The following is a 24,773-nucleotide window of genomic DNA, read 5'->3' as shown; positions in this document are numbered from 1 at the left end:
TCGTTGAGGCCGAGGCGGAAGATGGCTTCGGCCTTGTCGTGGCGGATCAGGGACTGGGCCAGCATGAGGTAGGTCAGGTTGGCTTCGCGGATTTCGGCAAGCATTTGTTCGCTGGTCATGGTCAACTCCTTCAGTACGGAGCCGCTGCCTCTGCCGCTTGCAGGGTTTCGCGATCCGTTGAAATGGATTGTGAAGACACCGTAAAAGGAAATTAAGTCAGGTAAGTGCTGTCCGGTTTGTCTGGTTTTTGACCTGGCTTGTCAGGTTTTTTCTGACACGCGATGCAGGGCTCGTCGGCCGCTGCCCTGCACGCGCCCCTGCTGTCGGATGGGCGGGCGTTGGGGCGAAAAAAAAACCGGCCTGGAGGCCGGTTGAGGTGGATTTTTTTTGGCGATGGACAGGCCTCAAGGCCTCAGCCGCGCGCCATCGGCCGCTGCGGGTCGCGGCACCACTCGCTCCAACTGCCGGCAAACAGGGCGGTTGGGCCCAGGCCTGCCACTTCCATGGCCAACAGGTTGGGCAGGGCGGTGACGCCACTGCCACAGTGGTGCACCACCTGAGCGGGGTCACGACCTGCCAGCAAGGCCTCGAAAGCGGCGCGCAGTTCAGCGGCGGGCTTGAAGCGGCCGTCAGGGCCCAGGTTGTCATTGAAGGGGCGGTTCAGCGCGCCAGGGATGTGGCCAGCCACCGGGTCCAGGGGCTCGACCTCGCCCTTGAACCGGGGTGTGGCGCGGGCGTCGATCAGCGTTTGTTCAGGGCGTCCCAGGGCTTGTTGCACCTGGTCCACGGTGCGCAACTCGCGCAGGGCCGGGCGCAACTCAAAGCCGCCGGCCGGCAGGGTGGGGGCCGGGCCACTGGCCGTGGCGCCCCCTGCGGCCTGCCAGGCGGTCAGGCCGCCATCGAGCACGGCCACCGCGTCATGGCCCAGCCACTTGAGCATCCACCACAGGCGCACACAGTAAGTGCTGTTGTTGCGGTCGTAGACCACGGCTTGTTGGGTGTTGTCGAAGCCCAGGCGGCGCAGCCAGGCGGCCACCGCCTCGCGGCTGGGCAGGGGGTGCCGGCCGCCTGAGGCCTTGGCGCCATCGCCGTGCTCGCTCAGGTCGCGGTCCAGGTCGGCGCGTTGGGCGCCCAGGATGTGCAAGGTGTCGAACTGGACATGGCCCGCAGCGGGTTGGGTCAGGTCAAAGCTGCAATCAAAAACCATCAGGGGGCGGCCTTGGGCTTGCAGCTCCTGCAAGTCGCTGGCGGTGATCAGGGTGGTGTAAGGCGTGGTCATGCGCAGAGGTCGGTGAGGATTCGCTGGAGGGGGGCTCGGAGAATGCACCGAGCCTCGCCGCGTCATCGTAGCGTCAAAACAGGCCGGCCCATGTCCAGAACTCAGGGGTGTTGATCGCCTTGTTGGCCGGGGCGTGGCCTCAGTCGTGGGCCGGCTGCGCTGGCGCAGGCTCGCCCGCGCGGCGTTGCGGTGCTTCGCGCAGGGTCTCCGGGATGCGCAGGTTCCAAATCAGCAAGGTCGTGGCCAGGGCGAGCAAGCCGCTGAGCGCCATCAGCCATTCGCTCAAGGGGGGCAGCATGCTGTCGTCCAACAGGGCGGCAGAGGCTTGCGCTGTGGGCGCCGGTGCGTGCAGGCAGCCGGCCGCAGCACTGGGAATGGCGGGCATCAAGTGGACGTCGTCCAGGCAGGCGCCTTGTCGGCGCGGGGCCCAGGCCGGGGGCAGGCTCTGGGGGCTTTCTGGGGGCTCGGTGTCGGTGGCGATCACTGGGTGCTGGGGGGGGGCGGGCTCTCGGTGCTGCCGTTGGCTGGTCAGCGTGGTGCTGGGGCATTGAATGCGGCTGGGCCAGGTGCTGCTGTTGGCCGCGGCGACCGCCTTGGGGTCGGGTTGGCTGGCGGGGGCTTTGTCGGTGTTGTTGGGACAGAGCCGGAAGTAAGTCAGGTTGGCGGGCGCGGGGGGCAAGGGGCCGGAGAGTTGGTTGCCCTCGAGTTGCAAGGATTGCAGGGACGGGAGTTGATTCAGGGCTGGCACCACCCCTTGCAATTGGTTGTAGGACAGGTTCAGCCGGGTCAGGGCGGGCAGGTCCTGGAATTCGGGCAGTGGTCCCTTGAACTGGTTGTGGTCGAGTTGCAGCACCGCCAACTGGGCTTGCTGGGCGAAGGGGGGCAGCGGGCCGCTGAGCAGGTTGCCCGAGACGGTCAGGGTGCGCAAAGCACTGTTTGGCGGCAGGGGCAGCAAAGGGCCGCTGAAGCGATTCCAGTCTGCGACCAGGGTGTCGAGCGCGGGCAGGTTTGACAGACTGGGCAGGGGGCCGCTGAAGCGGTTGAAGCTGAGGTCGGCCACCCGCAGCTTGGGGGTGGACCAGGCGGGCAGGGTGCCGCTGAACTGGTTGTGATTGACCCGCAGGTTGCGCAAGGAGGCCAGGTTCACCAAGTCTGGCAGCGGGCCAGTCAGCAAATTGTTGCTCACGACCAGGCTTTCGAGTTGGCTCAAGTTTTTCAGCGCAGGCAAGGGGCCGCTGAACTGGTTGAAGCTGACATTCAGGGTTTGCAGGCGAGGCCAGTCCGCCAACCTGGGCAGACTACCCTGCAAAGTCAGGTTGTTGCGCAGGTCCAGGTGCTGCAGGGCGCTAAGGTGGGTGAGCTCCTCGGGCAGGTGGCCTTTGAGGTGGTTGCCGGGCAGCAGCAGCCCCAGCACTTGGCTGCCTTCTGGGTTGCACAGGACACCCTGCCAGGGGCGTTCACAGGGGTCCCCTTGCAGCCACCCCTCTTGTTTGCGCCAGCCGGGGCCTTGGGTGGCTTGGTACAGCTTGACCAGCGCCTGGGTTTGCTCGCTGGGCAGGGCCGCCCAGGCGGGCAGGGCGGCTGCGGCCAGCCAGGAGACGGCCGCGTGAATCAAGCCCAGCAGGCAGCGGGCGCAGCCAGACCAGGCGGGAATGGCAGGCCGGTTGCGGCGCATGGCGTGCACAAGGACGGTCATGGGCCTGGGCGCTCAGGCCGGCGGCCGCCTGGGGTCTGACACATGACAAGGACGCTCGCCATCGTGAGCGTGCGGGGTCAAGAGCGAGGCCATCTAGGGCTTTCATGGTGTTGGGGTAGGAAAGATAGTGTTGATTGAATGCTTTTAATTGGTAATTGATGTAAGTTATTTATATCTGCTGATTTTTTGGGCGAAATTTTTCGCGTTTTCATCAGTTGTGAACTGATTGAACGTGCCCAAGCCGTGGGCGAAAAGCGGTGGGTTCGCCCGGCGGTGCTGGCGGGACGTGGGTGCGCCTCGGAAGGCCTGCCCCGGTGGGTGTCGATGCCGTGGTGTGGTGCGATGCGCGCTCCCTGCCGCGGCTCGCCGTGCCCGAGGGGCTTCAGGGGCCAGGTCCTTGGCGGGCGCTGCGGCCGCTCAGTGTTCTTCTGCGGGGGCGTTGGGTGCCGCTTTGCCGCGCAGCACGGTGGCGGCCACGCCGCTGACGACGATCAGGGCCATGCCCGCCCAGGCGATCAGGGGCAGTTGGTCGCCAAAAAGCCAAACGCTGTAGAGGCCCGCAAACACAATGCCCGAGTACTGAAGATTGGCCACGACCAGCGTGCCGCGTTGGTTGCGCGCGCTGGCATAGGCGCGCGTCATGCAGAGCTGGCCCAGCGAGGCCAGCACGCCAATGGGCAGCAGCCACAAGGCGCTGGGCCAATGCAGAGGCGAAGCGCCTGCCACCCCCATGCCCAGGGCGCCGGCCACGGCCGAGCCGACGGCAAAGTAGAACACCGTGCGGGTTTCTGGCTCGCCAATGCGCGACAAGGCCATCACCTGCATGTAGGCGAAGGCCGCACACATGCCCGACAACAGGCCCACCAGCGCCGCAAACATTTGATCGCCTTCGAGCGAGGGGCGCAGCATCATCACAACGCCCGCGAACCCGGCCAACACCGTCATCACCAGGGGCCCCTGAAGCATGGGGCGGGATTGGGTGTCGGTGGGGCGCCAGGCCATCAGGGCGCCGCCGACCAAAAAGGCGGCCACCCAGACGCTGCTCATGTAGTTGAGCGTCATGGCCGTGGCCAGCGGCAGATGGCCGATGGCATAGAACCAGGCGCCCAGCGAGGTCACGCCGACCAGGCTGCGCCAGGCGTGCATCATGGGGTAGCGGGTGCGCAGGCTGATGCCGCTGTACCGGGCCAGGGCCCACATGAAGAAAATACCCAGCACGCCGCGGTAAAACACCAGTTCGGCCGCATTGAAGTCACTGGAGGCAATCTTCACGCAAACGCCCATGGAGGCGAAGAAGAAAGCGGCGACAAGCATCCAAAGGGCTTGCATGGTGGGGGATTTCCTTGGTGGCTGCAGCGGGGTGAGGGGCGACAGGCGGCAGCGTACTGGCCTTCATCGGCCAAATGCTATCCAAAAAAGAGCGACCTCGTGGGTCGCTCTGGTGACGGTGACGCTGCTCAGAAGCCCAGGCCTTGCGGGCCCATGTGCCGCCGGTACCACTCGTGGAAGTGCTGCATGCCGTCTTCCATCGGGCTTTGGTACGGGCCGACTTCGTTGTCGCCGCGCTCGAACAAGGCCCGGCGGCCCGCGTCCATGCGTTCGCCGATCTCGTCGTCTTCGATGCAGGTCTCCATGTAGGCGGCTTGCTGCGCCTCGACGAACTCACGCTCGAAGGCGGTGATTTCTTCGGGGTAGTAGAACTCCACCATGTTCAGCGTCTTGTTCGGGCTGACCGGGTGCAGGGTCGACACGGTGAGCACGTGCGGGTACCACTCGACCATGATGTGCGGGTAGTAGGTCAGCCAAATGGCGCCACGCTCGGGCAACTGGCCTTCGCGGTATTTCAGCAGCAGCTCATGCCAGCGTTGGTAAACGCTGGAGCCGGGGCGGTTGAAGCCGCTGGACACGCCCACGGTCTGCACCGAGTAGTTGTCTTTGAACTCCCACTGCAGGTCGTCGCAGGTGACGAACTGGCCCAGGCCCGGGTGGAAGGGGCCCACGTGGTAGTCCTCGAGGTAGACCTCGATGAAGGTCTTCCAGTTGTAGTTGCACTCGTGCAGCTCGACGCGGTCCAGCGAGAAGCCGGTGAAGTCGAGTTCGGCGCGCGGGCCCATGCCGGCCAGGTCGGCCTCGATGTCGCGGCCATTGTCTTCAAACAGCAGGCCGTTCCACTCACGCAGGCGGTACTGGTTCAGGTTCAGGCAGGGGTCCTGAGCGAAATGGGGGGCGCCCAGCAGCTCACCGCTGCCGTTGTAGGTCCAGCGGTGCAAGGGGCAGACGATGTTGCCACCAGCGCTGCCAGGTGCGCGGTCGTGCAGGGAGCCGCGGTCCTTGAGCATCACCGCTTGGCGATGCCGGCAGACGTTGGACAACAATTCAATGCCATGGGCGTTGTGCACCAGCACGCGGCCGCCGTTTTCTTGCGGCAGAACATGGTAGTCGCCCACTTGGGGCACGCTGAGCCGGTGCCCCACATAGCGGGGCCCGCGCTGAAAGATGAGCGCCATCTCGCGCTGGAACAGCGCTTCGTCGAAGTAGCTTGAAACTGGTAGTTGGCTTGAGGCCTGCTGCAGTTGAAGACTTAAATCAGACATGGGTGACCTGACCTAAAGACTCCCCACAGGGAGGTAAAAGCGCGCCGTGACGACTGGCCCGTGGGCCCAGCCAACGGGCATAAGCGCGGTGACAAGAAACCGGCGGTGCCGGCAAGAAGGGAACCGCAGATTGTACCCTGGGGCCTTGTTTTGTGCGAATTCCTCTCAGTTGACCTGATCCAGCGCAAAGGTCGCCAGGACGGCCTGGGTGGGGCCGTTCACTGAACCGTGAGCTCGCGCCAGGACACCCGGCGGGTGGACGAGCCTGCGCTGGAAATGGGCAGGGTGTTGGTTTGGCTGGTGCCATCGGACAAATTGGTGATGGCGACCACTTTGCCGTTGGCCAGTCGCACCAGGCTGAGCCCGCTGGACAAGCCGGTGGACGTGCCCGAGCTCAACAGCACACCGGTGCTGCTGCCGGTTCCCACCGCCAGCCCGTTGCTGTAGTTGAGGTAGTTTAGGTAACTGGAGCCGCCCACATTGCAGCCGGTGCCTGTGGAGGGGATGTTGGTGGTGAAGGCCAAGGTGCCCAGTTGCAGGTCCATGTCGGTGCTCATGCGCTCGCCGCTCACAGGCAGGTCGATCAACCAGCCGCTCATGCTGCTCAGGTCCACGGCGTAGCTGACGGTGCTGGTGGCACTGCGGCCGCCGCCCGAGTTGTTCAGCAACTGCTTCACGAAGCATTGGGTCTTGATGCTGGTGCTGCACAGGGTGCTGCGGGGATTGGGGTAGAGGCCAGAGGGCCCGCTCGGGTTGGTGAGCGGGTCTTTGAGGGCGTAAAGCGACTGGGTTTGGCTGCTGGTCAGGTCGTTCAGCCCCAGCAATTGGCCTGTGCCGACAAACACCAGGTAGTTGCCCTGGCTGTAACCCAGTTCGGGCCGGGTGGTGATGGGCTGGCGCGTGCCGTTGGCGTCGGCCAAGGTGGCCAGGAGCTGCGGCACCACGGGGGGGCTGGCGGTGTTGCTCGCGCTCAGTTCGCTGAGGTCGATGCGCCACACGTGGCCCAGCAGGTCGCCCCCATACAGACGCAAGGCCAGGTTGTTGGTGCTGGCATTGTCGACATAGGCGCTCAGCTGAGCCAGGCCCGCCGGGCAGGGGGCGGTGCTGCAGCCCGGCACAGCGGCGCTGCTGCTGCCAGCCCCGGTGTCGATCTTTTTGAGGATGGCGCCGGTCTTGGCATTGAGAATCCAAACGATGCCGCGGCCACTGCCAGGCGAGACATTGTTGTAGCCCGAGCTGACGATCACCACCCAGGTGCCGTCCGAGAGTTTGGTGATGACGGGGATGCCATAGGAGTAGCCCAGGTCCGCGTCCGTGGTGTAGCCCGTGGTCTTGCGGGTGTCGTGGGTGAACTCCCACAACACGGTGGGCGACCCGGGGTTGGTGATGTCCAGCGCATAAAAGCCCCGGCCACCGGCGCCCAGGCCCCCGATCAGCACGGTGTGCCAGTCATCGTCGAAGTAGACGTCGCCGGTTTTGGGCGTGGCGTTCACGTAATGGCTGTGGTTGCTGGCGTAGTTCTTGTCGGCCAGCTTGTACAGGTGGGGCAGCAACAGCGAGGGGATGTAGGCCCAGGACTCCACCCCGGTGCTGGCGTTGAAGGCGTGCAGCATGCCATCGTTGCTGCCCACATAGACCATGCCTTGACGCGAGCCTTGGGCGGCCTTGAAGGCCGCGTACCCGTTGTCCTTGTAGCTGAACTGCGGGCTGCTCACGTACACCGGCTGGGAATCCACCAGGTCGCCCAACACATGGGTGCGGGCGCGGTAGTACTTGCTGGCGTCGCTGGATTCGTTGCTGCGGTCTCCGCGCAGGAAGTTGACCAGGTTGATGCCCCCGGCCCCGGTGTTGTTGCCCGCCTGGCTGCTGTCCACCTGGGCCGCACCGGGAATGCACAAGGTGCCCACGGCGCACAACTGGGACAGGCCCGAAATGCCGCCCCCGCTGATCTGAAAAAATGCCTTTTGCGCTTCGGTGAGCGCGTCCCAGGTGAAGGTTTGCAAGAGCCCGACACTGCCGTTGTAGGTGTAGAGGTTGCGGGCGGCCGGGCTGAGGTTGTCGAGCCGTGCGCTGGCCGCCGTGTTGGCGCTGCTGTTGGCGGTGCCTGATTCTGACCAGTCCACATAACTCGACAGGGTGCCGGTTCTGACGTCAATCGTGCTGCGGGTCAGTTCGCCGTACCAGTCGACCGACCGGAAGTTGGATTTGAAGACGAAATTGTTGGTGGCGCTGACGTTGGGCGTGCTGCTGGTGGAGGCGGCCGAGTTGGAGGTGGCGGCCTGGACCGAGGACAGGAAGTTGTTCAGACCGGTCTTGAGGCTGTTGGCGTTGCTGGCGCTGTAGTAAACCCCGCGGCCATTGACGGCGGTGTGCCAGAGGTCGTCGATGGTGGTCTGGGTGTTGCTGACGGCGCCGGGCCAGCCGCAGCTGCCCGATGTTTGCCAGCTGCAGATGCCGTTGGCCGCGTTGCTGGGGCTGGCGATGGTGCCGACGCTGACGTCGTAGTAGTCGCCCGCGCTCAAGGAGGTGTAACCCTCCTGGAACAGCATGTAGCCCGATGCGCCCAAGCCCAGTGTCGAGGTGTACATGCGCTGCTGCCCATCGGCCACGCTGTTGCTGGACACGTCCACGCCACTGGTGTTGAGGGTGTTGTTGAAAGCCGGGGAGCGCAGGTCGGTGCTGTAGTAGTAATAGGCCACATCGGCCAGGGTGTTGGCGGTGGCGTTCGGATCCAGGTAAGGACGCGCTGCGCCGCCATCCTGGTCGCCCACGGGCGTGCCGCCATCCAGGCGGACGGGGGTGCTGAGTTCGTTCCAGTAGCCGTCGGTGGACAGGATGGTGTAGTTGCGCTGGCAGGCGTACTGCATGGGGTCGGTGGCGCTCACGCCGTTGATGCTGCTGAGCTTGCCGCCGTAGTAGCGACCTGCCGTGGCCAGGGTGGTTCGCAGGGGGGTTGCGCCCCCCGGTCTGGCTTTGGTGAATTTGCTGAACCACATCGCTTTTTGGCCGCCGCTGCCGGTGCTGAGGTCGGCCATGTTCAGGAAGTCGGATCCGGTGTTGTTGTTGATGCTCATGTAGCCCAAGCGGTAGTTGCTGCCCAGGCTGCTGAAGGCCTGGGTGGCCGCTGTCTTCATCATCTGCATGCGCGTGCGGTAGTAAGCCCACCAGTTGGCGTAGTTGTTCATTTCCTCGGCATAGCTGCAAGTGCTGGCGCTGCAGTCGGTGCGGGTGCTGGCCTTGGCGCTGGTGCCTGGGTAGGCGTAAGCGTTGTTGCTGGGCACGAGGGTGGTCAGCAGGTTGGCGCCTGGCACCGTCTGCACGCTGTAGCCAGACACGTAGCTCAGGGCAGGGTAGCGCGGCTGGGTGTAGGTTTTGCCGTTGGGAGGGGCGGTGTTGACGTAGTTGATTTGGCAGGTGCTCAGGGCGGCATCGGCGCACCAGCGCAGGTAGGCCGGGAAGGGGTGGCTGGCGCTGGGGGCGCTCATGGCCTTGCAGTTGGCCTGGTGCACGTCGGTGCAGTACTCACCCGCCACGAAGGTGTAGTAGGAGGCCTTGTTCACCAAGCTGCTGGTGGCGCCGCTTTGGACGCCAAAGCCGTCATCGGGCACCTTGGTCCAGCCACTGGTGTAGCTGGCGTTCATGCTCGGGTACTCGCTGCCGTCGTGGTTCTGGGGCGGGCTGTAGGTGATGGCCTCGTTGTAGTAAAGCCCGTTGTAGCGGCTGTTGCGGAACAGGGCGGGGTTGCCGGTGTTCGCCCAGTCGGGCAGGTAGTCCCAGACCATGCTGCCCGAGTCGTCCAGCACGAACAGGATGTTGGGTTTGACCTGCCCGGGGCTGGCCGTCTCCAGCGGTGCGCTGGCCAGGTCGGTGAGGCTGGCCTGGCTGCCCTGGCTCAGCCCCAGGGCCAAGATCCAAACCCAAAGAGGGGCGCGGTTAGGTGGTGTCATGGTGGGGTGGGGGATGCGTGGGGAGGGGGTGGCACCGGCTAGAGAGCGACCACGACCTGCACCAGGCTTTGCGTGCCGCGGGGGCCGCTGACCTGCACAGTGACCCGGTAATAGACCTGGCTGCCGTTTTGACCACTGCCGCCGCCGCTTTTGAGGTTGATGCGTTGTGAGTCGCAGCTGCTGCCGCCCGCGCAGGTGCCGGTGTTGGCATTGGGGGACTGGGTGCAGTCCAGGTTGCTGGTGCTGGCGTCCCCCGCCCCGTTGCACAGGCGCTGAATCACATAGGCCACCCTGTTGCCGGCGACGTCGGTGCTCAGCGTGATGGCCTTGCTGGCCAGGGTGGCGCGCCAGAAGTCGGCCCAGCTCTGGCTGGGGCTGGGGTCTTGCCGGCTGGCCAGGTAGCCAGACGCACTTTGGTCGCAGGCCAAGACGGTGCTGCCCACCGAGGAGGCGCAGGCGGTGGCGCTGCTGCTGGTGCTTTGCCCGCTGTTGTTCTCCAGCCAGGCAATGGCGGCCTCCACCCCCTCATCGGCGGAGTGCGTGGCGGCCTGCTGGAAGGCCAGGTTGCCGGCGATCTGGTGGGTGGTGAAGACCGAGCGTGTGAGGGCCACCCCGCCCAGGGTCATGGCCGCGAGCACGATCAGGGCCAGGATCAGGGCCACCCCTGAGGCGGCGCGGCGTGGGCGAGGGGGGCGGCTCAGCATCCGGTGTTGCCGCCTTGGTAGTTGACTTGTGAGCCCGACCAGATCATGTCGCGCAGAGGCACCTCGGTCGTGGCCAGGCGGTAGCGGTAGGCGCTCCAGTCGCTGAGGCTGCCCAACACAAGGGGCACGGCCGTGGGGTTGGTCGGTGTGCTGTTGCTGACGGTGCTGCCTTCCCAACTGGGGGCGGTCGTGGTGGGCAGGGTTTTGTCGTATTGGGGGCTGCGCGCCACCACCGCCAGGCGCAGGGTCAGCACCCGCGACCAGGCGCAGACCAGGTTCAGGCCGCTGGTGTCACGGCTGCTGCCAGGGGTGATTTGGTCATAAGTGTCGAGCACGCCGTCCAGCGTGGGGCCGCTGCTGTCGCGTCCGTACTGGGCCCGCAGAGCCACGACTTGGTTGACCACCGGCACCCAAACCGAGCTGTCCAGCGGGCTGGTGTAGGCACTTTTGCCGCACTGGAACCGCAGGTAATCGCACTGCGTGAGCTGGCCATTGCGCACCGCGTAGGCGTGGAGGCTGAGGGTCTGGCCCAGGTTGAAGACCAGGCTGCTGACCGGCAAACCCACCGTGTTGTTGGCCACCGTGAGCTGGGCGCTGCTGCTGTCGATGGCGCTGACTTGCTGCAAGGGCAGGGTGCAGGGGCTGGGGCGAGGGCTGTTTGGGGCCAGCACATGGTCACCCACGGCAAAGCTGGCCGGTGAGGTGACTTGGTAAAAGCCTGCCGCCGAGGTGGCGATCAAGGCGTCTCCTTCAGAGGACCCGTTGCTGCTGGCGCTCAGCACCAGCAAGGTGTCGGTGTGCTCGTCACCCGCTGGCACCAGGCTGGTGTCCGGGTTGATGGTGGCGGGGGCCAGCGGCAGCTTGACCGGGCTGTTGTCTTGCCGGGTGGTGTAGCTCAGGGTGCAACCCAGCACGGCAAACGCATTGAAGCCAAAGCCCGAACTGCGCACATCGCGCTCCAGCCCATACAAGGCCAGAGAGGCATTGACCAGGGCGTCGTTGCCACCTGTGCTGGTGCGCCGCGCGGTGTCGGAGTCCAGCAGCAAGCGCATCACCAGCGCCACCGTGACCAGACCGATGAGCACGCCGATCATGACCTCCACCAGCCCAAAGCCGGCCTGCCTGGTGCGATCACCCGGGCGTGATGCAGGGAATGTGTGCGACGACGGCTTCATTTGAGCTGCACCACGGTGACCAACTGATGGGTCTGGGCTTCGCTGGGGCTGCGCCACCCCACCGTGATGGTGGCCTGGCTGCGCGCCTCACTGCTGCCGCCGCCCGCCAGCGTGCTGAAGCTGATGGTGGGCAAGGTGTTGTTGGCGCTGCTCACCCCGGGCAAGCCACTGGCGCTGACCTGCGCCTGCCAAGCCCGGTAGGCGCTGCCATCGGGGCTGGCAAATTGGCTTTGCAAGCTGCTGGCGGTGCGGTCGCTGGCCCACATCTGGCTGACCACGGCGTTGGCCAGCCAGCTGGCCTGGGCGCGGTATTGGGCCTGGCTGGACAGCTGAACGGCGCTGGCCTGCAGGCCCATCACCCCCAGCAGCCCGAGGGCGAACAGCAGCAGGGCCACCAGCGACTCGACCAGGGCCGATCCACCCTGCAGGGCAGGGCGCTGAGCGCGCGAATCAGCAGGCCTGCGCACGGTCGGCGGCCTGGCTGCTGCTCAGGCTGGGATCACACAGACGCACTTGGCCGCCGGGGCTGACGACCAGGTTCAAGCAGCGCACGGGGCCTGCGAGCGCCAGGCAAGTGGCTCCGGGCAGGGTGACCTGGAAGATCACGTTGCTGCCGGCGCTGGTGTTGGGGTTGCTGGTGGCCAGCAGTCGGCCCAGGCTGTCGAAGGCCAGCGTACTCTGACTGGCGCTGATCTGGGCGCTGTTCAGGCCGCTGCTGCCGGCACTGCGCTGCAACAAGAAAGGGCTCGCGCTGTCGCTGATGGCACTGGCGCAGTGCGCGGCCGGGCTCACGCTGCTGCCCAGGTTGATCACCCACTGCGTGCCCATGGTGACCAAAGTGCAGCTGTCGCTGAGGTCGCTGGTGAGTTGAAAGCGCACCGGCGTGTTGCGGCGCACCGCTTCGGCCCGGGCCATGTGCAGGCCGTTTTGCAGGCTTTCTGCCTGGGCGCGGACCTGGGCGTTGCGCAGCCAGGTGGACATCGAAGGTGCCACGGTCAACAGGCCCAGGCACAGAATCGTCAGCCCCACCAGCAACTCGACCAGGGTCACGCCGGACAAGCCTGGCCCAGCCGTGCTGCGCCCTGTGGTCAGCATCGCCCCCCCTTGGCCGTGACCCAGCAGTTGCTGGCGGGGGCCCAGCCGTTGGGCACGGTGGTCGTGGCGCGGTTGCCGTTGTGGTCGATGGTGAAGGTGAAGCCCACCATGTTGGTGCCAGCCTTGCCGCTGGCCGCCAAGACATAGCTGGTGGCCGTGCAGGCGCTGAACGCGTAGCTGAAATAGCTGCTGCCGGCCATGCCGCTGGTGCTGCAGGCGCTGGTGCCGGGGGCGAAGTAGCTGCGGCTGTCTTGGAACAGCTGTTCCTGGGCCACCTGCTTGGCCGCCAGCGCGCCGGTGGCCTCGGGAATCCGGGCTCGTTGCAGGTAATAGACGTAAGCCGGCAGGACCACGGCCGTCAGCACCGCGATCACCGTCAAGGTCGTCATCAGTTCGATCATGGTGAAGCCCTGGGGTCGCGGTGCGGGGCAGTGGTTCGTCCGGGGCGCGCGCATGGAGTGGTCAACAGGATCGGGGTGAGCCTCAGGCCTGGGGCCGGCCGGCGGTGTTTTAAAGGAGCCGCGCTGATTTTGGAACTGGGTTTTCAACGTCTTGGGCAGTCGCGCGGTAAAAGTCCGTAAGTCCGTTGGAATATTCAAATCGTTGGCAACACATCTGTGTCGGCCGTCAACGGAGTGGGCGATGTGCGGGTCTGCATGACCGTCCCGCGCGGCATCCAAGCGCTCCGCTGTCGCACTTGTCTGGTGCTTGGACTGCCCCAGGCGGTTGCAACGGCCTAGAATTCAGGGTTTGCCCGTCTTAAGCGATCTTTCATGCCCAACGCGCTCCTTGTCCGCCCCAAACCTGTTTCGCCCGTCCGTGATGCCGTCACGCTGCGGGCCTGTGGGCCGATCGCCAGCCCAGGCGCTTGGGGCGGCTGGGCACCGGGGAGCCACGCATGAGCGCCGCTGCCTTTGACTTCCGGGCCTGGAGCTCGGCCCACTTGGCCACGGTGGAGGCGGCTTTGTCGGATTGGGTGGGCGCCGATGCCCCGGCCGATTTGGGCCAGGCCATGCGCTACGCCGTGCTTGACGGCGGCAAGCGTTTGCGGCCGCTCCTGGTGCGCGCCGCCCAGGAGGCCGTGCAAGGTCTGCCCGCTGCGGGCCTGCGCGCGGCCTGCTCGGTGGAGCTGATCCACGCCTATTCCCTGGTGCACGACGACATGCCCTGCATGGACAACGACGTGCTGCGCCGGGGCAAGCCCACGGTGCATGTGGCCTACGGCGAGGCCAGCGCTTTGCTGGCGGGCGACGCGCTGCAGGCGCTCGCGTTCGAGTTGTTGACCCCCGATGACGGCAGCGTGCCTGACGCCATGCAAGCCGTGTTGTGCCGCTACCTGGCCCGGGCGGCGGGCAGCGAAGGCATGGCCGGTGGCCAGGCCATTGACCTGGCCAGCGTGGGCAAGTCCCTGGATGAAGTCCAACTGCGCCGCATGCACCAGCTCAAGACCGGTGCCTTGCTGCAAGGCAGCGTGCTGATGGGCGCGGCCTGCGGCCAGCCCAGTCCCCAAGCCTGGCAGGCTTTGAAAGACTACGGCGGCGCCCTCGGTTTGGCCTTCCAGGTGGTGGACGACATCCTGGATGTGGTGGCCGACTCGGCGACCTTGGGCAAGACGGCGGGCAAGGACGCTGCCCAGGACAAGCCAACTTACGTTTCGCTCCTGGGCTTGGACCGTTCCCGCGCGTATGCTGGCGAGCTGCTGGACCAGGCCATGACAGCCCTGCAGGCCAGTGGCTTGCCGGACACCGTGGCCTTGGCCGCGCTGGCCCACATGGTGGTGAACCGCTCCAACTGACACAGAACCTTGGGCCCCCGTGGCACGGCTTGACGGGCTGTGCACCCAGGGGCTCTTATTTGAATAGCAATCCGATGCAATCCCCCAGCTACCCCTTGCTCCAGAAGGTGAACGACCCCGCAGACCTGCGGCATTTGTCGCGCGCTGATTTGGCGCAGTTGTCCGCCGAGCTGCGGGCCTATGTGATTGACAGTGTCTCCAAGACGGGCGGCCACCTGAGTTCCAACCTCGGCACGGTCGAGCTGACGGTGGCCTTGCACGCGGTCTTCAACACGCCTTACGACCGCCTGGTCTGGGACGTGGGTCACCAGACCTACCCGCACAAAATCCTCACCGGTCGGCGTGACCGCATGCCCTCGCTGCGCCAGTTGGGCGGTCTGTCGGGCTTCCCGCAGCGCGCGGAGAGCCCTTACGACACCTTTGGCACGGCGCATTCGTCGACCAGCATTTCCGCCGCCCTGGGCATGGCCCTGGCGGCGCGCCAAAAGGGGGAAGACCGGCATGCCGTGGCCATCATCGGCGATGGCGCCATGAGCGCGGGCATGGCCTTTGAGGCGCTGAACAACGCGGGCGTGCAGCACGACTGCAAGCTGCTGGTGGTGCTCAACGACAACGACATGTCGATCAGCCCGCCCGTGGGGGCGCTCAACCGCTACTTGGCGCAGTTGATGAGCGGCCAGTTCTATGCCGCCGCCAAGGACCTGGGCAAGTCGGTGCTCAAGCCGCTGCCGCCCCTGTTCGAGCTGGCCAAGCGCCTGGAAGAACAGGCCAAGGGCATGGTTGTGCCGGCCACGCTGTTCGAGAAGTTCGGCTTCAACTACGTCGGCCCCATCGACGGCCACGACCTGGACTCGCTGATCCCGACGCTGGAAAACCTCAAGCACCTCAAGGGCCCCCAGTTCCTGCATGTGGTGACCAAAAAAGGCCAGGGCTACAAGCTGGCCGAGGCCGATCCCGTGGCCTACCACGGCCCAGGCAAGTTCGATCCCGCCGTGGGCCTGCAAAAGCCGGCGACGCCGCCCAAGCAGACCTTCACCCAGGTCTTCGGCCGGTGGCTGTGCGACCAGGCCGAGGCCGACATCCGCCTGGTGGGCATCACGCCTGCCATGCGAGAAGGTTCGGGCATGGTCGAGTTTGAAAAGCGCTTCCCCGGCCGCTACCACGACGTGGGCATTGCCGAGCAGCACGCCGTGACCTTTGCCGCCGGCCTGGCCTGCGAGGGCCTGAAGCCTGTGGTGGCGATCTACTCCACCTTCTTGCAGCGCGCCTACGACCAACTGATCCACGACGTGGCCTTGCAGAACCTGCCGGTGGTGTTCGCGCTGGACCGCGCGGGCCTGGTCGGCGCTGACGGTGCCACCCACGCCGGGGCCTATGACATCCCCTTCCTGCGCTGCATTCCCCAGGTCAGCGTGGCCTGCCCGGCCGATGAGGCCGAATGCCGCCTGCTGCTGAGCACCGCCTACGCGCAGAATCACCCGGTGGCCGTGCGCTACCCGCGGGGCGCCGGCGCGGGCACGGTGCCGGCCACGGATTTGCAGACCCTGCCCTTTGGCAAGGGCGAAGTGCGTCGCGAAGGCCAGCGTGTCGCCATCCTGGCCTTCGGCACCTTGCTGTACCCGGCCCTGCAAGCGGCTGAGGCCTTGAACGCTACGGTGGTCAACATGCGCTGGGCCAAGCCGCTGGACACCGAGCTGCTGCTCGAGGTGGCCGCGCGCCACGAGGCCCTGGTCACCCTCGAAGAGGGCGCCATCATGGGCGGCGCCGGCTCGGCCGTGCTCGAGGCCTTGCAGGCCGCGGGTGTGCAGCGCCCGGTGCTGCAACTGGGCTTGCGCGACGAGTTCATTGAACATGGCGACCCGGCCAAATTGCTGCAGCTTCAAGGTCTGGACGCGGCGGGCATTGAGCAGTCCATTCGCCATCGCTTTGCCGTACTTTGACTGCGGGTATGACCTCGGTTTTTTTGCCCATGGAGCCCTCGGATTCGGTGTAAATTGGACTTTCCTTGCAGAACCCTGAAGTCTTCTAGGAGACAGTGGTTTTCGCAGGGTAAACCCGGGCCTTGAGCCGGGGGGGCCTTCCTACAATCCGGGTTCTCTCATGCAGACCTTAGCCCGCTCAGGCCGAGGTCAGTCGGTCAATCATCTACATCGGAGTCACTGTCCATGGATCGTCGTTCAATCATCAAACAGGCTGGTATCGCTGGCGTCTTGGCCGCAGGTGCGGCGCCTGCCGTGCACGCCCAAGCGGCAGTGCGCTGGCGCCTGGCTTCCAGCTTCCCCAAGTCGCTGGACACGATTTACGGCGCAGCCGAAGTCTTTGCCAAGAAGGTCAAGGAACTGTCGGGTGGCAAGTTTGAAATCTCGGTTCACGCCGGTGGCGAACTGATGCCCCCGCTGGGCGTGGTGGACGGCGTGCAGCAAGGCTCCGTCGAGATGTGCCACACCGTGCCCTACTACTACTTTGGCAAGAACGAAGCCTTCGCGATTGGCGCTGCCATTCCGTTCGGCATGAACTCGCGCCAAATGACGGCGTGGATGATGCACGGCAATGGCCGCAAGCTGATGAACGAGTTCTACGCCAAGTACAACATCGTCAGCTTCGCTGGCGGTAACACCGGCGCCCAAATGGGCGGCTGGTTCCGCAAGGAAATCAAGACCCCGGCCGACATCAAGGGCCTGAAGTTCCGCGTGGGGGGCTTTGCCGGCCGCGTGATCGAACGCATGGGTGGCGTGCCGCAAAACATCCCCGGTGGCGAAATCTACCAAGCCCTCGAAAAGGGCACCATTGACGCTGCCGAGTGGGTGGGTCCGTACGATGACCAAAAGCTGGGCTTCAACAAGGTTGCGCCCTACTACTACTACCCGGGCTGGTGGGAAGGTGGTCCGGAAGTGGACTTCTTCATCAACAACAAGGCCCTGGAAGCCCTGTCGCCTGAGAACAAGGCCATCATCGAAGCCGCCTCGGCCTACGCCCACGTCGACATGCAAGCCAAGTACGACGCCCTGAACCCGACCGCCCTCAAGCAGTTGGTGGGTGCCAAGACCAAGGTCGTGTCCTTCCCCAAGGAAGTCCTGCAAGCTTCCTTCGACACCTCGATGGCCATCTACTCGGAACTCGAAGCCAAGAACCCGGATTGGAAGAAGATCTACTCCGACTACCGCACTTTCCAAAAGGACCAGATCCTTTGGTTCCGCTTCGCCGAAGCCCGTTTCGACAGCTTCATGCAAACCGCCAAGCTGTGATGCGGGTGGGCCCCCAGGCCCAGCAAGAAAAAACGCGCCTCTGGCGCGTTTTTTTTGGCCTGTCGGGGGCTGGGCGTGCCCTCCGTGAGCGTTGGGCTTCAGGCGCTGCGGCCATCCCCTGCAAGACCTGGCCATCGCGTCTGCGGGGGCCGTGCGGGGCTCACAGGCGGCGGAAGCTGGCCAACTCGGCAATCAGGCGCTCGCACTCGGTGCGCACGGCGGGCGAGGCCACGTAAAACACCGCGAACTTGCCGCTCAAGGTGCGCACATACAGGCGCGGCGCAATCAACCATTCCAGGCCGCGCACGCGGATCAGTTTGGCAAAGGCCAGGTCGGCCAGCGGCATGATCTTGTCGCCGACCCAGTTCTGGTGCAGGCCTTGGCTGTCCAGCCGGGTGCGGCTGCGCACGATGAACCAGGCGGTGCAGCTGATCATGGCCTGGGCGGCCAGAAACCACACCCCCGCCGAGCGGCTGTGCAGCACGGGCTGGTCCGTGATCCACAACTGGGCCAGCCAGGCCCCACAGCCGCCCACCATCAGCACGGCCAGCACCTTGACCAGGACCGGAAAGGCCGGGCCTTCCACGCGGCCGCCCTGCGGGCTGAACACAAAGGGGGGCGGGCCCATGCGGGGCAGCTCGGTGGGCGCGGGGCTGGGCGTGTCGGTCATGGCGATGGGTTCTTTTCAACAGCCTTGCTACAAAGCGGGGGCTCCAATGAAACAGCCCCTGCGGGCAGGGGCTGTGAGAGCGAGGGAGGCTGGCCACCGAAGCGGCCGGGCGCTCACTTGCTGGCGGGCTTTTCTTCCGAGGGCTTGAACATTTCCTCAAGCTTCTTTTGCTCGGCGTCCGCATCTTCTTCGGGCTTGGCTTCCTCTTCGTCGGCCGGCATTTCGATCTTGACCTTGTCAACGTCGATCACCGCTTCCTTGGGGATGAACATGGTCACGGTTTGCGGCACAAAAATCACCACCGCCACCAGCACCAGTTGCATGATCACCCAGGGGATGGAGCCCATGTAGATGTCCGAGGACTTGATCGGGCTCTTGATGCGGCCTTCCTTGAACAAGGTGTCGGAGATGCCGCGCAGGTAGAACAGCGCAAAGCCAAAGGGCGGGTGCATGAAGCTGGTCTGCATGTTCACGCACAGCAGCACGCCGAACCACACCAGGTCGATGCCCAGCTTGTCGGCCACCGGGCCCAGCATCGGCAAGATGATGAAAGCGATCTCAAAGAAGTCGAGGAAGAAGGCCAGGAAGAAGATGAAGATGTTCACGGCGATCAGGAAGCCGGTCTGGCCGCCTGGCAGGCCGCTGAGCATGTGCTCGACCCACTTGGCGCCGTCCACGCCCTGGAACACCATCGAGAACACGCGCGCACCGATCAGGATGAACACCACCATGGCGGTCAGGCGCATCGTGCCTTGCATGGCTTCCCAGATCAGCGAAGGCGACAGGCGCTTGTGCATGGCGGCCAGCACCATCGCGCCCACCACGCCCATGGCGCCGGCTTCGGTCGGCGTGGCAATGGCGGTGTCGATGCCTGGCAGGCCACCCATGGAGCCCAGCACGGCAAAGATCAGCACGGCCGAGGGGATGATGCCGCGCAGGCACTTGGCCCACAGGGCCCAACCCACCAGGGTGCGGGCTTCTTTGGGCACACCCGGCACGTACGAGGGCTTGATCACGCTCAGGGCGAAGGTGTAGCCCGCGAAAATCAGCACTTGCAGGATGGAGGGGCCCCAGGCGCCCTTGTACATGTCACCCACCGAGCGGCCCAGTTGGTCGGCCATCACGATCAGCACCAGCGAAGGCGGCACCAGCTGCGTGATGGTGCCCGAGGCGGCCAGCACACCCGTGGCGTAACGCATGTTGTAGCCGTAGCGGATCATCACCGGCAGCGAGATCAGCGCCATCGCGATCACCTGGCCCGCCACGGTGCCGGTGATGGCGCCGAGGATGAAGCCCACGATGATCACCGAGTAGCCCAGGCCGCCGCGCACCGGGCCAAACAGCTGGCCCATGGAGTCCAGCATGTCTTCGGCCAGGCCGCACTTTTCAAGCAGCGCGCCCATGAAGGTGAAGAAGGGGATGGCCAACAACAAGTCGTTGGACAGGATGCCGAACATGTTGAGCGGCAAATTGGACAGGTAGCTGGCCGGGAACCAGCCTTGGCTGATGGCGAAGAAGCCTGAAGCCAGGCCCAGGGCCGCCAGTGAGAAGGCGACCGGGAAGCCGATCAGCATGACCAGCACCAACCCTCCAAACATGAAGGGTGCGAAATTTTCCATGAGCATCTTGTGAGTCCTGAAATCCGGTGGAGTGAGAAGGTGGGGAGAGCGCAGGCGCGCTCACTGCACCGGTTTTTCGTATTGGATGTTGAGTTCCAGGTCGCCCGTCAGGATGGCCACGCGCTTGATCACTTCGGACACGCCTTGCAGGAACATCAGACCAAAGCCCGCGGGCAGCAGCAGCATGGCGGGCCAGCGGATCAGGCCACCAGCGTTGCCCGACATTTCGCCCGTCAGGTACATCTTCATGAACAGAGGCCAGCTCAGGTAGGCCAGCAGGCCCATCACCGGCAGCAGGAACACGACCAGGCCAAACAGGTCGACCCAGACCGGCGCCTTGCCGCGCAGCTTGCCGTAAATGATGTCCACGCGAACGTGCTCATTGAACTTGAGCACGGCCGGGGCGCCCAGCATCACGGTGGCGGCAAACAGGTACCACTGGATTTCGAGCCAGCCGTTGGAACTGATGTCGAGGCCGTAGCGGATGAAGGCGTTGCCCGCCGAGATCATGGCGGCCAGCAACACCGTGACGGCGGCGACACGCGACATGCGCACGCTGAGCCCGTCCACGAGCGCGGAGAGTTTGAGTAAGATTGACACGCGGTGTCTCCAGTCTTGGTGTTGAAGGCGTTTGCACTTTGACGGCAAGACGCCTTTGCAGCTGCTGCAAAGCTGCGAATGGTACTTCGCCCTCACTGAAAAAAGCCTGACTATCTGATTGCGGGTTTCCCCTAGGGTCGCTGCTTCGCGCGCCCTGGCCGCGCGAGTTTCCAGTTCATCAACCCCCAGGCACGCTTGGCCGTGCCCCTGCGCAGGAGCCTCTTTGTCCACAGAAGCCCTTCAATGGATGGCGGCGGCGGTGTTTGCCATCGCCCTGATCCACACCTTTGCCGCCAGTGCGCTGGAGCGCCTGGCCCACCACAGTCCCCGCCATGCCGGCCTGCTGCACCTGCTCGGTGAGGTGGAGGTGGTGTTTGGCTTCTGGGCCTTTGTGTTGCTGGGCCTGATGGCGCTGTTGCAAGGTCCGGCGGCAGCCGTCGCCTACGCCGAGTCGCGTCAGTACACCGAGCCCTTGTTCGTTTTTGCCGTGATGGTGGTGGCCGCCTCACGCCCGGTGCTGGAGGCCGTCTCCCTGGCCCTGCGCGCGCTGGCCCGCTTGCTGCCACTGCGCCGCCCCGTGGCCGAGGCCTGGCTGGTGCTGGCCGGTGTGCCCTTGCTGGGCTCGCTGATCACCGAGCCCGCCGCCATGACGATTGCCGCCCTGACCCTGGCCGGCACGGTGTTCCGCGCCGAGGTGTCTGAGCGCCACAAGTACGCCGCGCTGGGCGTGCTGTTCGTCAACGTGTCGATTGGCGGCACCCTGACTTCGTATGCCGCACCACCAGTCTTGATGGTGGCCTCGGCCTGGCAGTGGGACTCGGCCTTCATGCTGCAGCACTTTGGCTGGAAGGCGGCTTGTGCGGTGCTGGTCAATGCCACGGTGCTGACCTGGTTCATCCGCGACTCGCTGCAGTCCGTGCCCGCGCCAGCGGTGTCTGCCGAGGTGCCCCCGGCCGTGCCTTGGGTGGTCACGGGCGTGCATGTGGCCTTCCTGGCGGGGGTGGTGCTGATGGCCCACCACCCGGTGATCTTCATGGGCTTGTTCATGATGTTCCTGGGTTACACCCAGGCCTACAGCCGTTTCCAGTCGCCGCTGATCATCAAGGAAGGCTTGTTGGTGGGCTTTTTCCTGGCGGGCCTGGTGGTCCTGGGCGGCTTGCAGCAGTGGTGGCTGCAGCCCTTGGTGGCCGACCTGCCGCCGACCGCGCTGTTCCTGGGCGCCCTGGGCCTGACGGCCATCACCGACAACGCGGCGCTGACCTACCTGGGGTCCCTGATCCAAGGGATTTCCGAAGTGTCGCAGTACATGTTGGTGGCTGGAGCCGTCACGGGCGGCGGTCTGACCGTGATCGCCAATGCCCCCAATCCGGCCGGCGTGGCCTTGCTGCGCGGAGGCTTCCATGACGGGGCCATCGGCGCTGGTGGCTTGCTGCTGGGCGCTTTGCCGCCCACGGCGGTGGCCGCCCTGGCGTTTTACTTCTTGTGAACCCGATCACCCTGATGGCTCAGCGTGACTGAACCCCGCCCTGCACCATGTCCGATGCGGCCCTGAACCCCTCGTCCAGCCTGGACAGCCCAGCCCTGTGGTCGGCGGGGGCGCCCTTGTTGTCGCTGGCCCTCATGGATGCCCGCAACCACACGCTGAGCTTGCTGGCCCGTTTCGAAGCCGCGCAGGGCGCGGCGGGGCTGGCGGCTGACGTGACGCCGTCCCCCCTGTGGCTGGCGGGCCATGCGGCTTGGTTTGCCGAGTACTGGATCGGGCGCAACACCCGGCGCAGCCTGGGCGTGCAGTGCCCCCCCGACCCTTTGCGTCTGCCCTCGATCGACCCTGAGGCCGACCGCTTGTGGGACCCGGCCTGGCGCAGCGCCACGCCTGCGGCGCAGGCTGCCCTGCCTGCCCCCGCGGAGGTGCGGGCCTGGCTGCTCAACACCCTGGAGTCGACGCTCGAACTGCTGGACCGCTTGCCGCCCGACGACGCCTCGCTCTACTTTTTCCGCCTGGCTTTGTTCCGCGAAGACCTGATCGGAGCGCAGCTGGTGCAGCTGGCCCAAGGCCACGGCTTGCCGCTGGACCTGCCCCTGCCGGCGTCCCTGTCGCCCCGCGAGGCCCTGCAGGTGCCGGCCAAACGCTGGACCCTGTCGCAGCGCGCCAGCGACTTCAGCCCCGAGGGCCCCCCTGGTCAGTTGACGGTGGAGCTGCCGGAGTTCGAGATCGATGCCCAGCCCGTCAACTGGGCCCAGTACATCGAGTTTGTGGACGATGGTGGCTACGAGCGCCCTGAACTCTGGCAGCCAGACGGCTGGGCCTGGTTGCAGCGCCAGGCCCCGGCGCGGCGCCAGGCGCCGCGCCATGTGCTCAACCTGGGCGTGGCCCGCCAGGGCGGTGGTGGCGCGGTGCTGCAGCAGCGTTTTGGTCAAAGCGTGCGCCTGTCGGGCAATCACCCGGTCACGCACGTGAGTTGGTGGGAGGCCGACGCCTGGTGCCGCTGGGCGGGCCGACGCCTGCCCGACGAGGCCGAGTGGGACTTGGCGATGCACACCTTGGCCCGGCGCGGTTTTCGGCAGGGTGGGGTGGTCGAGTGGACGGCCTCGCGCCTGCGGCCTTGGCCGGGCGCGCGCAGCGGGCCGTGGGTCGACTACGCCTGGCCCTCCATGGAGCAGGCCCGCGTGCGGCGCGGTCATTCACCCGCTTTGCGCGCGCGGCTGAGCGACCCGGCCTGGCGCTGGTGGGGTCTGCCGGGGCAGGACGAGGACTGGGTGGGTTTCCGCTCCTGCGGCTTGTGAACGCTGGGGGCCGCGCCCGGCCCCCAGCGCCTCAAACCGCAGGGGCTGGACCCAGTCCTTGGGGAGCGTTCACCGCGCTCACCTCAGCGGCCTGACCGGGTCGCAGGCGGACCACGGTCTGCGCGAGCTGGGCCACGTCCTGCGGGTCGTGCGTGACCAGCAGCACCGGGATTTGAATCTGCTCCAACAAGGCCTGTAATTCGTCGCGCAATTGCATGCGCAACTCGGTGTCCAGGGCGGACAGCGGTTCGTCGAGCAAGAGCAGGCGCGGCTGCACCGCCAAGGCGCGGGCCAAGGCCACGCGCTGACGTTGACCGCCAGACAGCTGGCGTGGCGAGGCCTGAGCCAGGGGCTCCAGGTGGAAGCGGGCCAGCAACTCGCGCACGCGCTCTGCGGCCCCAGGGGGGGCGCGTTGGCCCAGGCGCTGCAGGCCAAAAGCGACGTTTTGCTGCACGTTCAGGTGGGGGAACAGGGCGTAGTCCTGGAACACCATCCCCACGCCCCGCTCGCGTGCGGGCAGGTTCAGGGCGAGTGCACTGTCCAGCAAGGCCTGGCCCTGCACCCGCGCATGGCCGCTGGCCTGGCCGGGGGCGCTCAGGCCCGCCAGCGCCTGCAAGGTCATGGATTTGCCCACGCCCGAGGGGCCCAGCAGCGCGGTGCGCAGGCTGTGGGATTGGAACTGCACGTCCAGCGCAAACTGCCGGCCCGGTGCCTGGGCGCGCAGCTGTAAGGCCACGTCCAGCACGGGAGGCTGGGGCGGGATGGCGGTCGGTGGGCTGGCGGAGGGGGCTGTGGTGGCGTGCATGGACAACCTCAATGGCGCGCTTGCAGCAGCCGGCCCGAGGCCAGCAACACCACCACGCACACGGCCGAGATCACGCCGGTCAACCACAGGGCCTGGGCGTCATTGCCAGCCTGCACGGCGTCGTAGACGGCGATCGACAGGGTTTGGGTCTTGCCCGGCAGGTTGCCGGCGATCATCAGGGTGGCGCCAAACTCACCCATGGCGCGTGCAAAGGTCAACATCAGTCCGGCGCCAATGCCGCGCAAGGCCAGGGGCAGGCTGACGCGCAAGAACACCTCCCACTCGCCCGCGCCCAGGGTGCGGGCAGCCTGGGCCAGGCGCGGGTCGGTTTCCTCGAAGGCGGCGCGCGCGCCCTTGTAGATCAAGGGCAGGGACACCACGGTGGCCGCCAGCACGGCGCCCTGCCAGGTGAACAGGAGGTTGATGCCCAGGTAGCGGTCCAGGTACTGGCCCAGCAGGCCATTGCGCCCGATCAGCACGATCAGGTAGTAACCCAGCACCGTCGGCGGCAAGACCATGGGCAGCATCAGCACCGCGTCCAGCAGGCTGTGGCCGACAAAGCGCCGGTGCGCCATCCACCAGGCCAGGGCCAGGCCGATCAGGCCGGCGCCGAAGGTGGCCAGGCCAGCCACTTTCAAGGTGAGCCACAGCGGTGTCAGAACATCGAGCATCGAGGCGGTCAGGGGACGGGGAAGGTCGGACGTTATTCTCTAAATGAATAGCGAGGTCGCTGCGCAGTGTAGCGGTTTGGCGTGGTGTGGGGGC

General features: G+C 65.9%; 21 protein-coding genes. 5 read left to right on the top strand and 16 right to left on the bottom strand.

From position 1 onward, the window contains the following. The 11 genes from PSQ39_RS19795 to PSQ39_RS19745 form a co-directional block, all read right to left on the bottom strand. Positions 1 to 119, bottom strand: a 119-nt coding sequence (locus PSQ39_RS19795) for a flagellar transcriptional regulator FlhD (RefSeq protein ID WP_273927723.1), incomplete at its 3' end; no start/stop codon positions are given. Between the two features lie 293 nt (positions 120 to 412). Further along, complete coding sequence (locus tag PSQ39_RS19790; RefSeq protein WP_273929079.1) at positions 413 to 1,279, bottom strand: sulfurtransferase; 867 nt, start codon at positions 1,277 to 1,279, stop codon at positions 413 to 415. Between the two features lie 139 nt (positions 1,280 to 1,418). After that, positions 1,419 to 2,975 carry a leucine-rich repeat domain-containing protein gene (locus PSQ39_RS19785; protein WP_273929077.1) on the bottom strand — a complete coding sequence of 519 codons (1,557 nt, stop codon included), beginning with the start codon at positions 2,973 to 2,975 and terminating at the stop codon, positions 1,419 to 1,421. 417 nt (positions 2,976 to 3,392) lie between these two features. Next, positions 3,393 to 4,304: a DMT family transporter gene (locus PSQ39_RS19780; protein ID WP_273929075.1), complete on the bottom strand. Its 912-nt coding sequence runs from the start codon at positions 4,302 to 4,304 to the stop codon at positions 3,393 to 3,395. A gap of 128 nt (positions 4,305 to 4,432) precedes the next feature. After that, positions 4,433 to 5,569 (bottom strand): aromatic ring-hydroxylating oxygenase subunit alpha, encoded by a 1,137-nt coding sequence (locus tag PSQ39_RS19775; protein ID WP_273929073.1) that lies wholly within the window; start codon positions 5,567 to 5,569, stop codon positions 4,433 to 4,435. A gap of 218 nt (positions 5,570 to 5,787) precedes the next feature. After that, the gene (locus tag PSQ39_RS19770; protein WP_273929072.1) at positions 5,788 to 9,516 is read right to left on the bottom strand and encodes a pilus assembly protein; all 3,729 of its coding nucleotides are present in this window, start codon (positions 9,514 to 9,516) and stop codon (positions 5,788 to 5,790) included. Between the two features lie 38 nt (positions 9,517 to 9,554). Then, positions 9,555 to 10,220 (bottom strand): pilus assembly PilX family protein, encoded by a 666-nt coding sequence (locus PSQ39_RS19765; RefSeq protein ID WP_273929070.1) that lies wholly within the window; start codon positions 10,218 to 10,220, stop codon positions 9,555 to 9,557. Next, positions 10,214 to 11,314 (bottom strand): PilW family protein, encoded by a 1,101-nt coding sequence (locus tag PSQ39_RS19760; RefSeq protein ID WP_273929068.1) that lies wholly within the window; start codon positions 11,312 to 11,314, stop codon positions 10,214 to 10,216. The genes PSQ39_RS19765 and PSQ39_RS19760 overlap by 7 nt, the downstream gene beginning before the upstream one ends. Before the next feature lie 77 nt (positions 11,315 to 11,391). Then, positions 11,392 to 11,862: a hypothetical protein gene (locus PSQ39_RS19755; RefSeq protein WP_273929066.1), complete on the bottom strand. Its 471-nt coding sequence runs from the start codon at positions 11,860 to 11,862 to the stop codon at positions 11,392 to 11,394. Further along, entirely contained in the window at positions 11,846 to 12,490 is a 645-nt protein-coding gene (locus PSQ39_RS19750) for a GspH/FimT family pseudopilin (RefSeq protein ID WP_273929064.1), read from the bottom strand. Before PSQ39_RS19750 ends, PSQ39_RS19755 begins: the two co-directional genes overlap by 17 nt. Continuing rightward, positions 12,484 to 12,945, bottom strand: coding sequence for a type IV pilin protein (locus PSQ39_RS19745; protein WP_273929062.1), 462 nt, complete (start codon positions 12,943 to 12,945; stop codon positions 12,484 to 12,486). Before PSQ39_RS19745 ends, PSQ39_RS19750 begins: the two co-directional genes overlap by 7 nt. Positions 12,946 to 13,388: 443 nt before the next feature. Between PSQ39_RS19745 and PSQ39_RS19740 the strand changes: the two genes are divergently transcribed. The 3 genes from PSQ39_RS19740 (at position 13,389) to PSQ39_RS19730 (ending at position 17,530) form a co-directional block, all read left to right on the top strand. Further along, the gene (locus tag PSQ39_RS19740; protein WP_273929061.1) at positions 13,389 to 14,285 is read left to right on the top strand and encodes a polyprenyl synthetase family protein; all 897 of its coding nucleotides are present in this window, start codon (positions 13,389 to 13,391) and stop codon (positions 14,283 to 14,285) included. A 74-nt stretch (positions 14,286 to 14,359) separates the two neighbouring features. Continuing rightward, a complete protein-coding gene (gene dxs / locus PSQ39_RS19735) occupies positions 14,360 to 16,225 on the top strand; it encodes a 1-deoxy-D-xylulose-5-phosphate synthase (RefSeq protein WP_273929059.1) in 1,866 nt (621 codons plus the stop codon). Positions 16,226 to 16,450: 225 nt separating this feature from the next. Beyond that, positions 16,451 to 17,530 (top strand): TRAP transporter substrate-binding protein, encoded by a 1,080-nt coding sequence (locus PSQ39_RS19730; RefSeq protein WP_273929058.1) that lies wholly within the window; start codon positions 16,451 to 16,453, stop codon positions 17,528 to 17,530. Positions 17,531 to 17,690: 160 nt separating this feature from the next. Here the strand turns inward: PSQ39_RS19730 and PSQ39_RS19725 are convergent, their stop codons facing one another. The 3 genes from PSQ39_RS19725 to PSQ39_RS19715 form a co-directional block, all read right to left on the bottom strand. Further along, positions 17,691 to 18,200: a hypothetical protein gene (locus PSQ39_RS19725; protein ID WP_273929055.1), complete on the bottom strand. Its 510-nt coding sequence runs from the start codon at positions 18,198 to 18,200 to the stop codon at positions 17,691 to 17,693. A 113-nt stretch (positions 18,201 to 18,313) separates the two neighbouring features. Beyond that, positions 18,314 to 19,825 carry a TRAP transporter large permease gene (locus PSQ39_RS19720; RefSeq protein ID WP_273929053.1) on the bottom strand — a complete coding sequence of 504 codons (1,512 nt, stop codon included), beginning with the start codon at positions 19,823 to 19,825 and terminating at the stop codon, positions 18,314 to 18,316. 54 nt (positions 19,826 to 19,879) lie between these two features. Beyond that, positions 19,880 to 20,419, bottom strand: coding sequence for a TRAP transporter small permease subunit (locus PSQ39_RS19715; protein WP_273929052.1), 540 nt, complete (start codon positions 20,417 to 20,419; stop codon positions 19,880 to 19,882). 247 nt (positions 20,420 to 20,666) lie between these two features. On the opposite strand from PSQ39_RS19715, the gene PSQ39_RS19710 reads away from it, so the two are divergent. Beyond that, entirely contained in the window at positions 20,667 to 21,905 is a 1,239-nt protein-coding gene (locus PSQ39_RS19710; RefSeq protein ID WP_273929085.1) for a putative Na+/H+ antiporter, read from the top strand. Between the two features lie 47 nt (positions 21,906 to 21,952). Beyond that, on the top strand, positions 21,953 to 23,203 hold the full coding sequence (locus PSQ39_RS19705) for an SUMF1/EgtB/PvdO family nonheme iron enzyme (RefSeq protein WP_273929049.1): 1,251 nt from the start codon (positions 21,953 to 21,955) through the stop codon (positions 23,201 to 23,203). Positions 23,204 to 23,234: 31 nt separating this feature from the next. Here the strand turns inward: PSQ39_RS19705 and PSQ39_RS19700 are convergent, their stop codons facing one another. Both PSQ39_RS19700 and modB read right to left on the bottom strand, forming a co-directional pair. Further along, positions 23,235 to 24,008 carry a sulfate/molybdate ABC transporter ATP-binding protein gene (locus tag PSQ39_RS19700; RefSeq protein WP_273929047.1) on the bottom strand — a complete coding sequence of 258 codons (774 nt, stop codon included), beginning with the start codon at positions 24,006 to 24,008 and terminating at the stop codon, positions 23,235 to 23,237. A gap of 8 nt (positions 24,009 to 24,016) precedes the next feature. Further along, positions 24,017 to 24,679, bottom strand: coding sequence for a molybdate ABC transporter permease subunit (gene modB / locus PSQ39_RS19695; protein WP_273929044.1), 663 nt, complete (start codon positions 24,677 to 24,679; stop codon positions 24,017 to 24,019). Positions 24,680 to 24,773: the final 94 nt, after the last annotated feature.

The sequence above is a fragment of the Curvibacter microcysteis genome (assembly GCF_028649455.1).
In the GTDB taxonomy this organism is placed as follows: Bacteria; Pseudomonadota; Gammaproteobacteria; order Burkholderiales; family Burkholderiaceae_C; genus Curvibacter; species Curvibacter microcysteis.
Note: the sequence above shows the minus strand (reverse complement) of the source record. Positions and strands in the feature narration are given on the sequence as shown.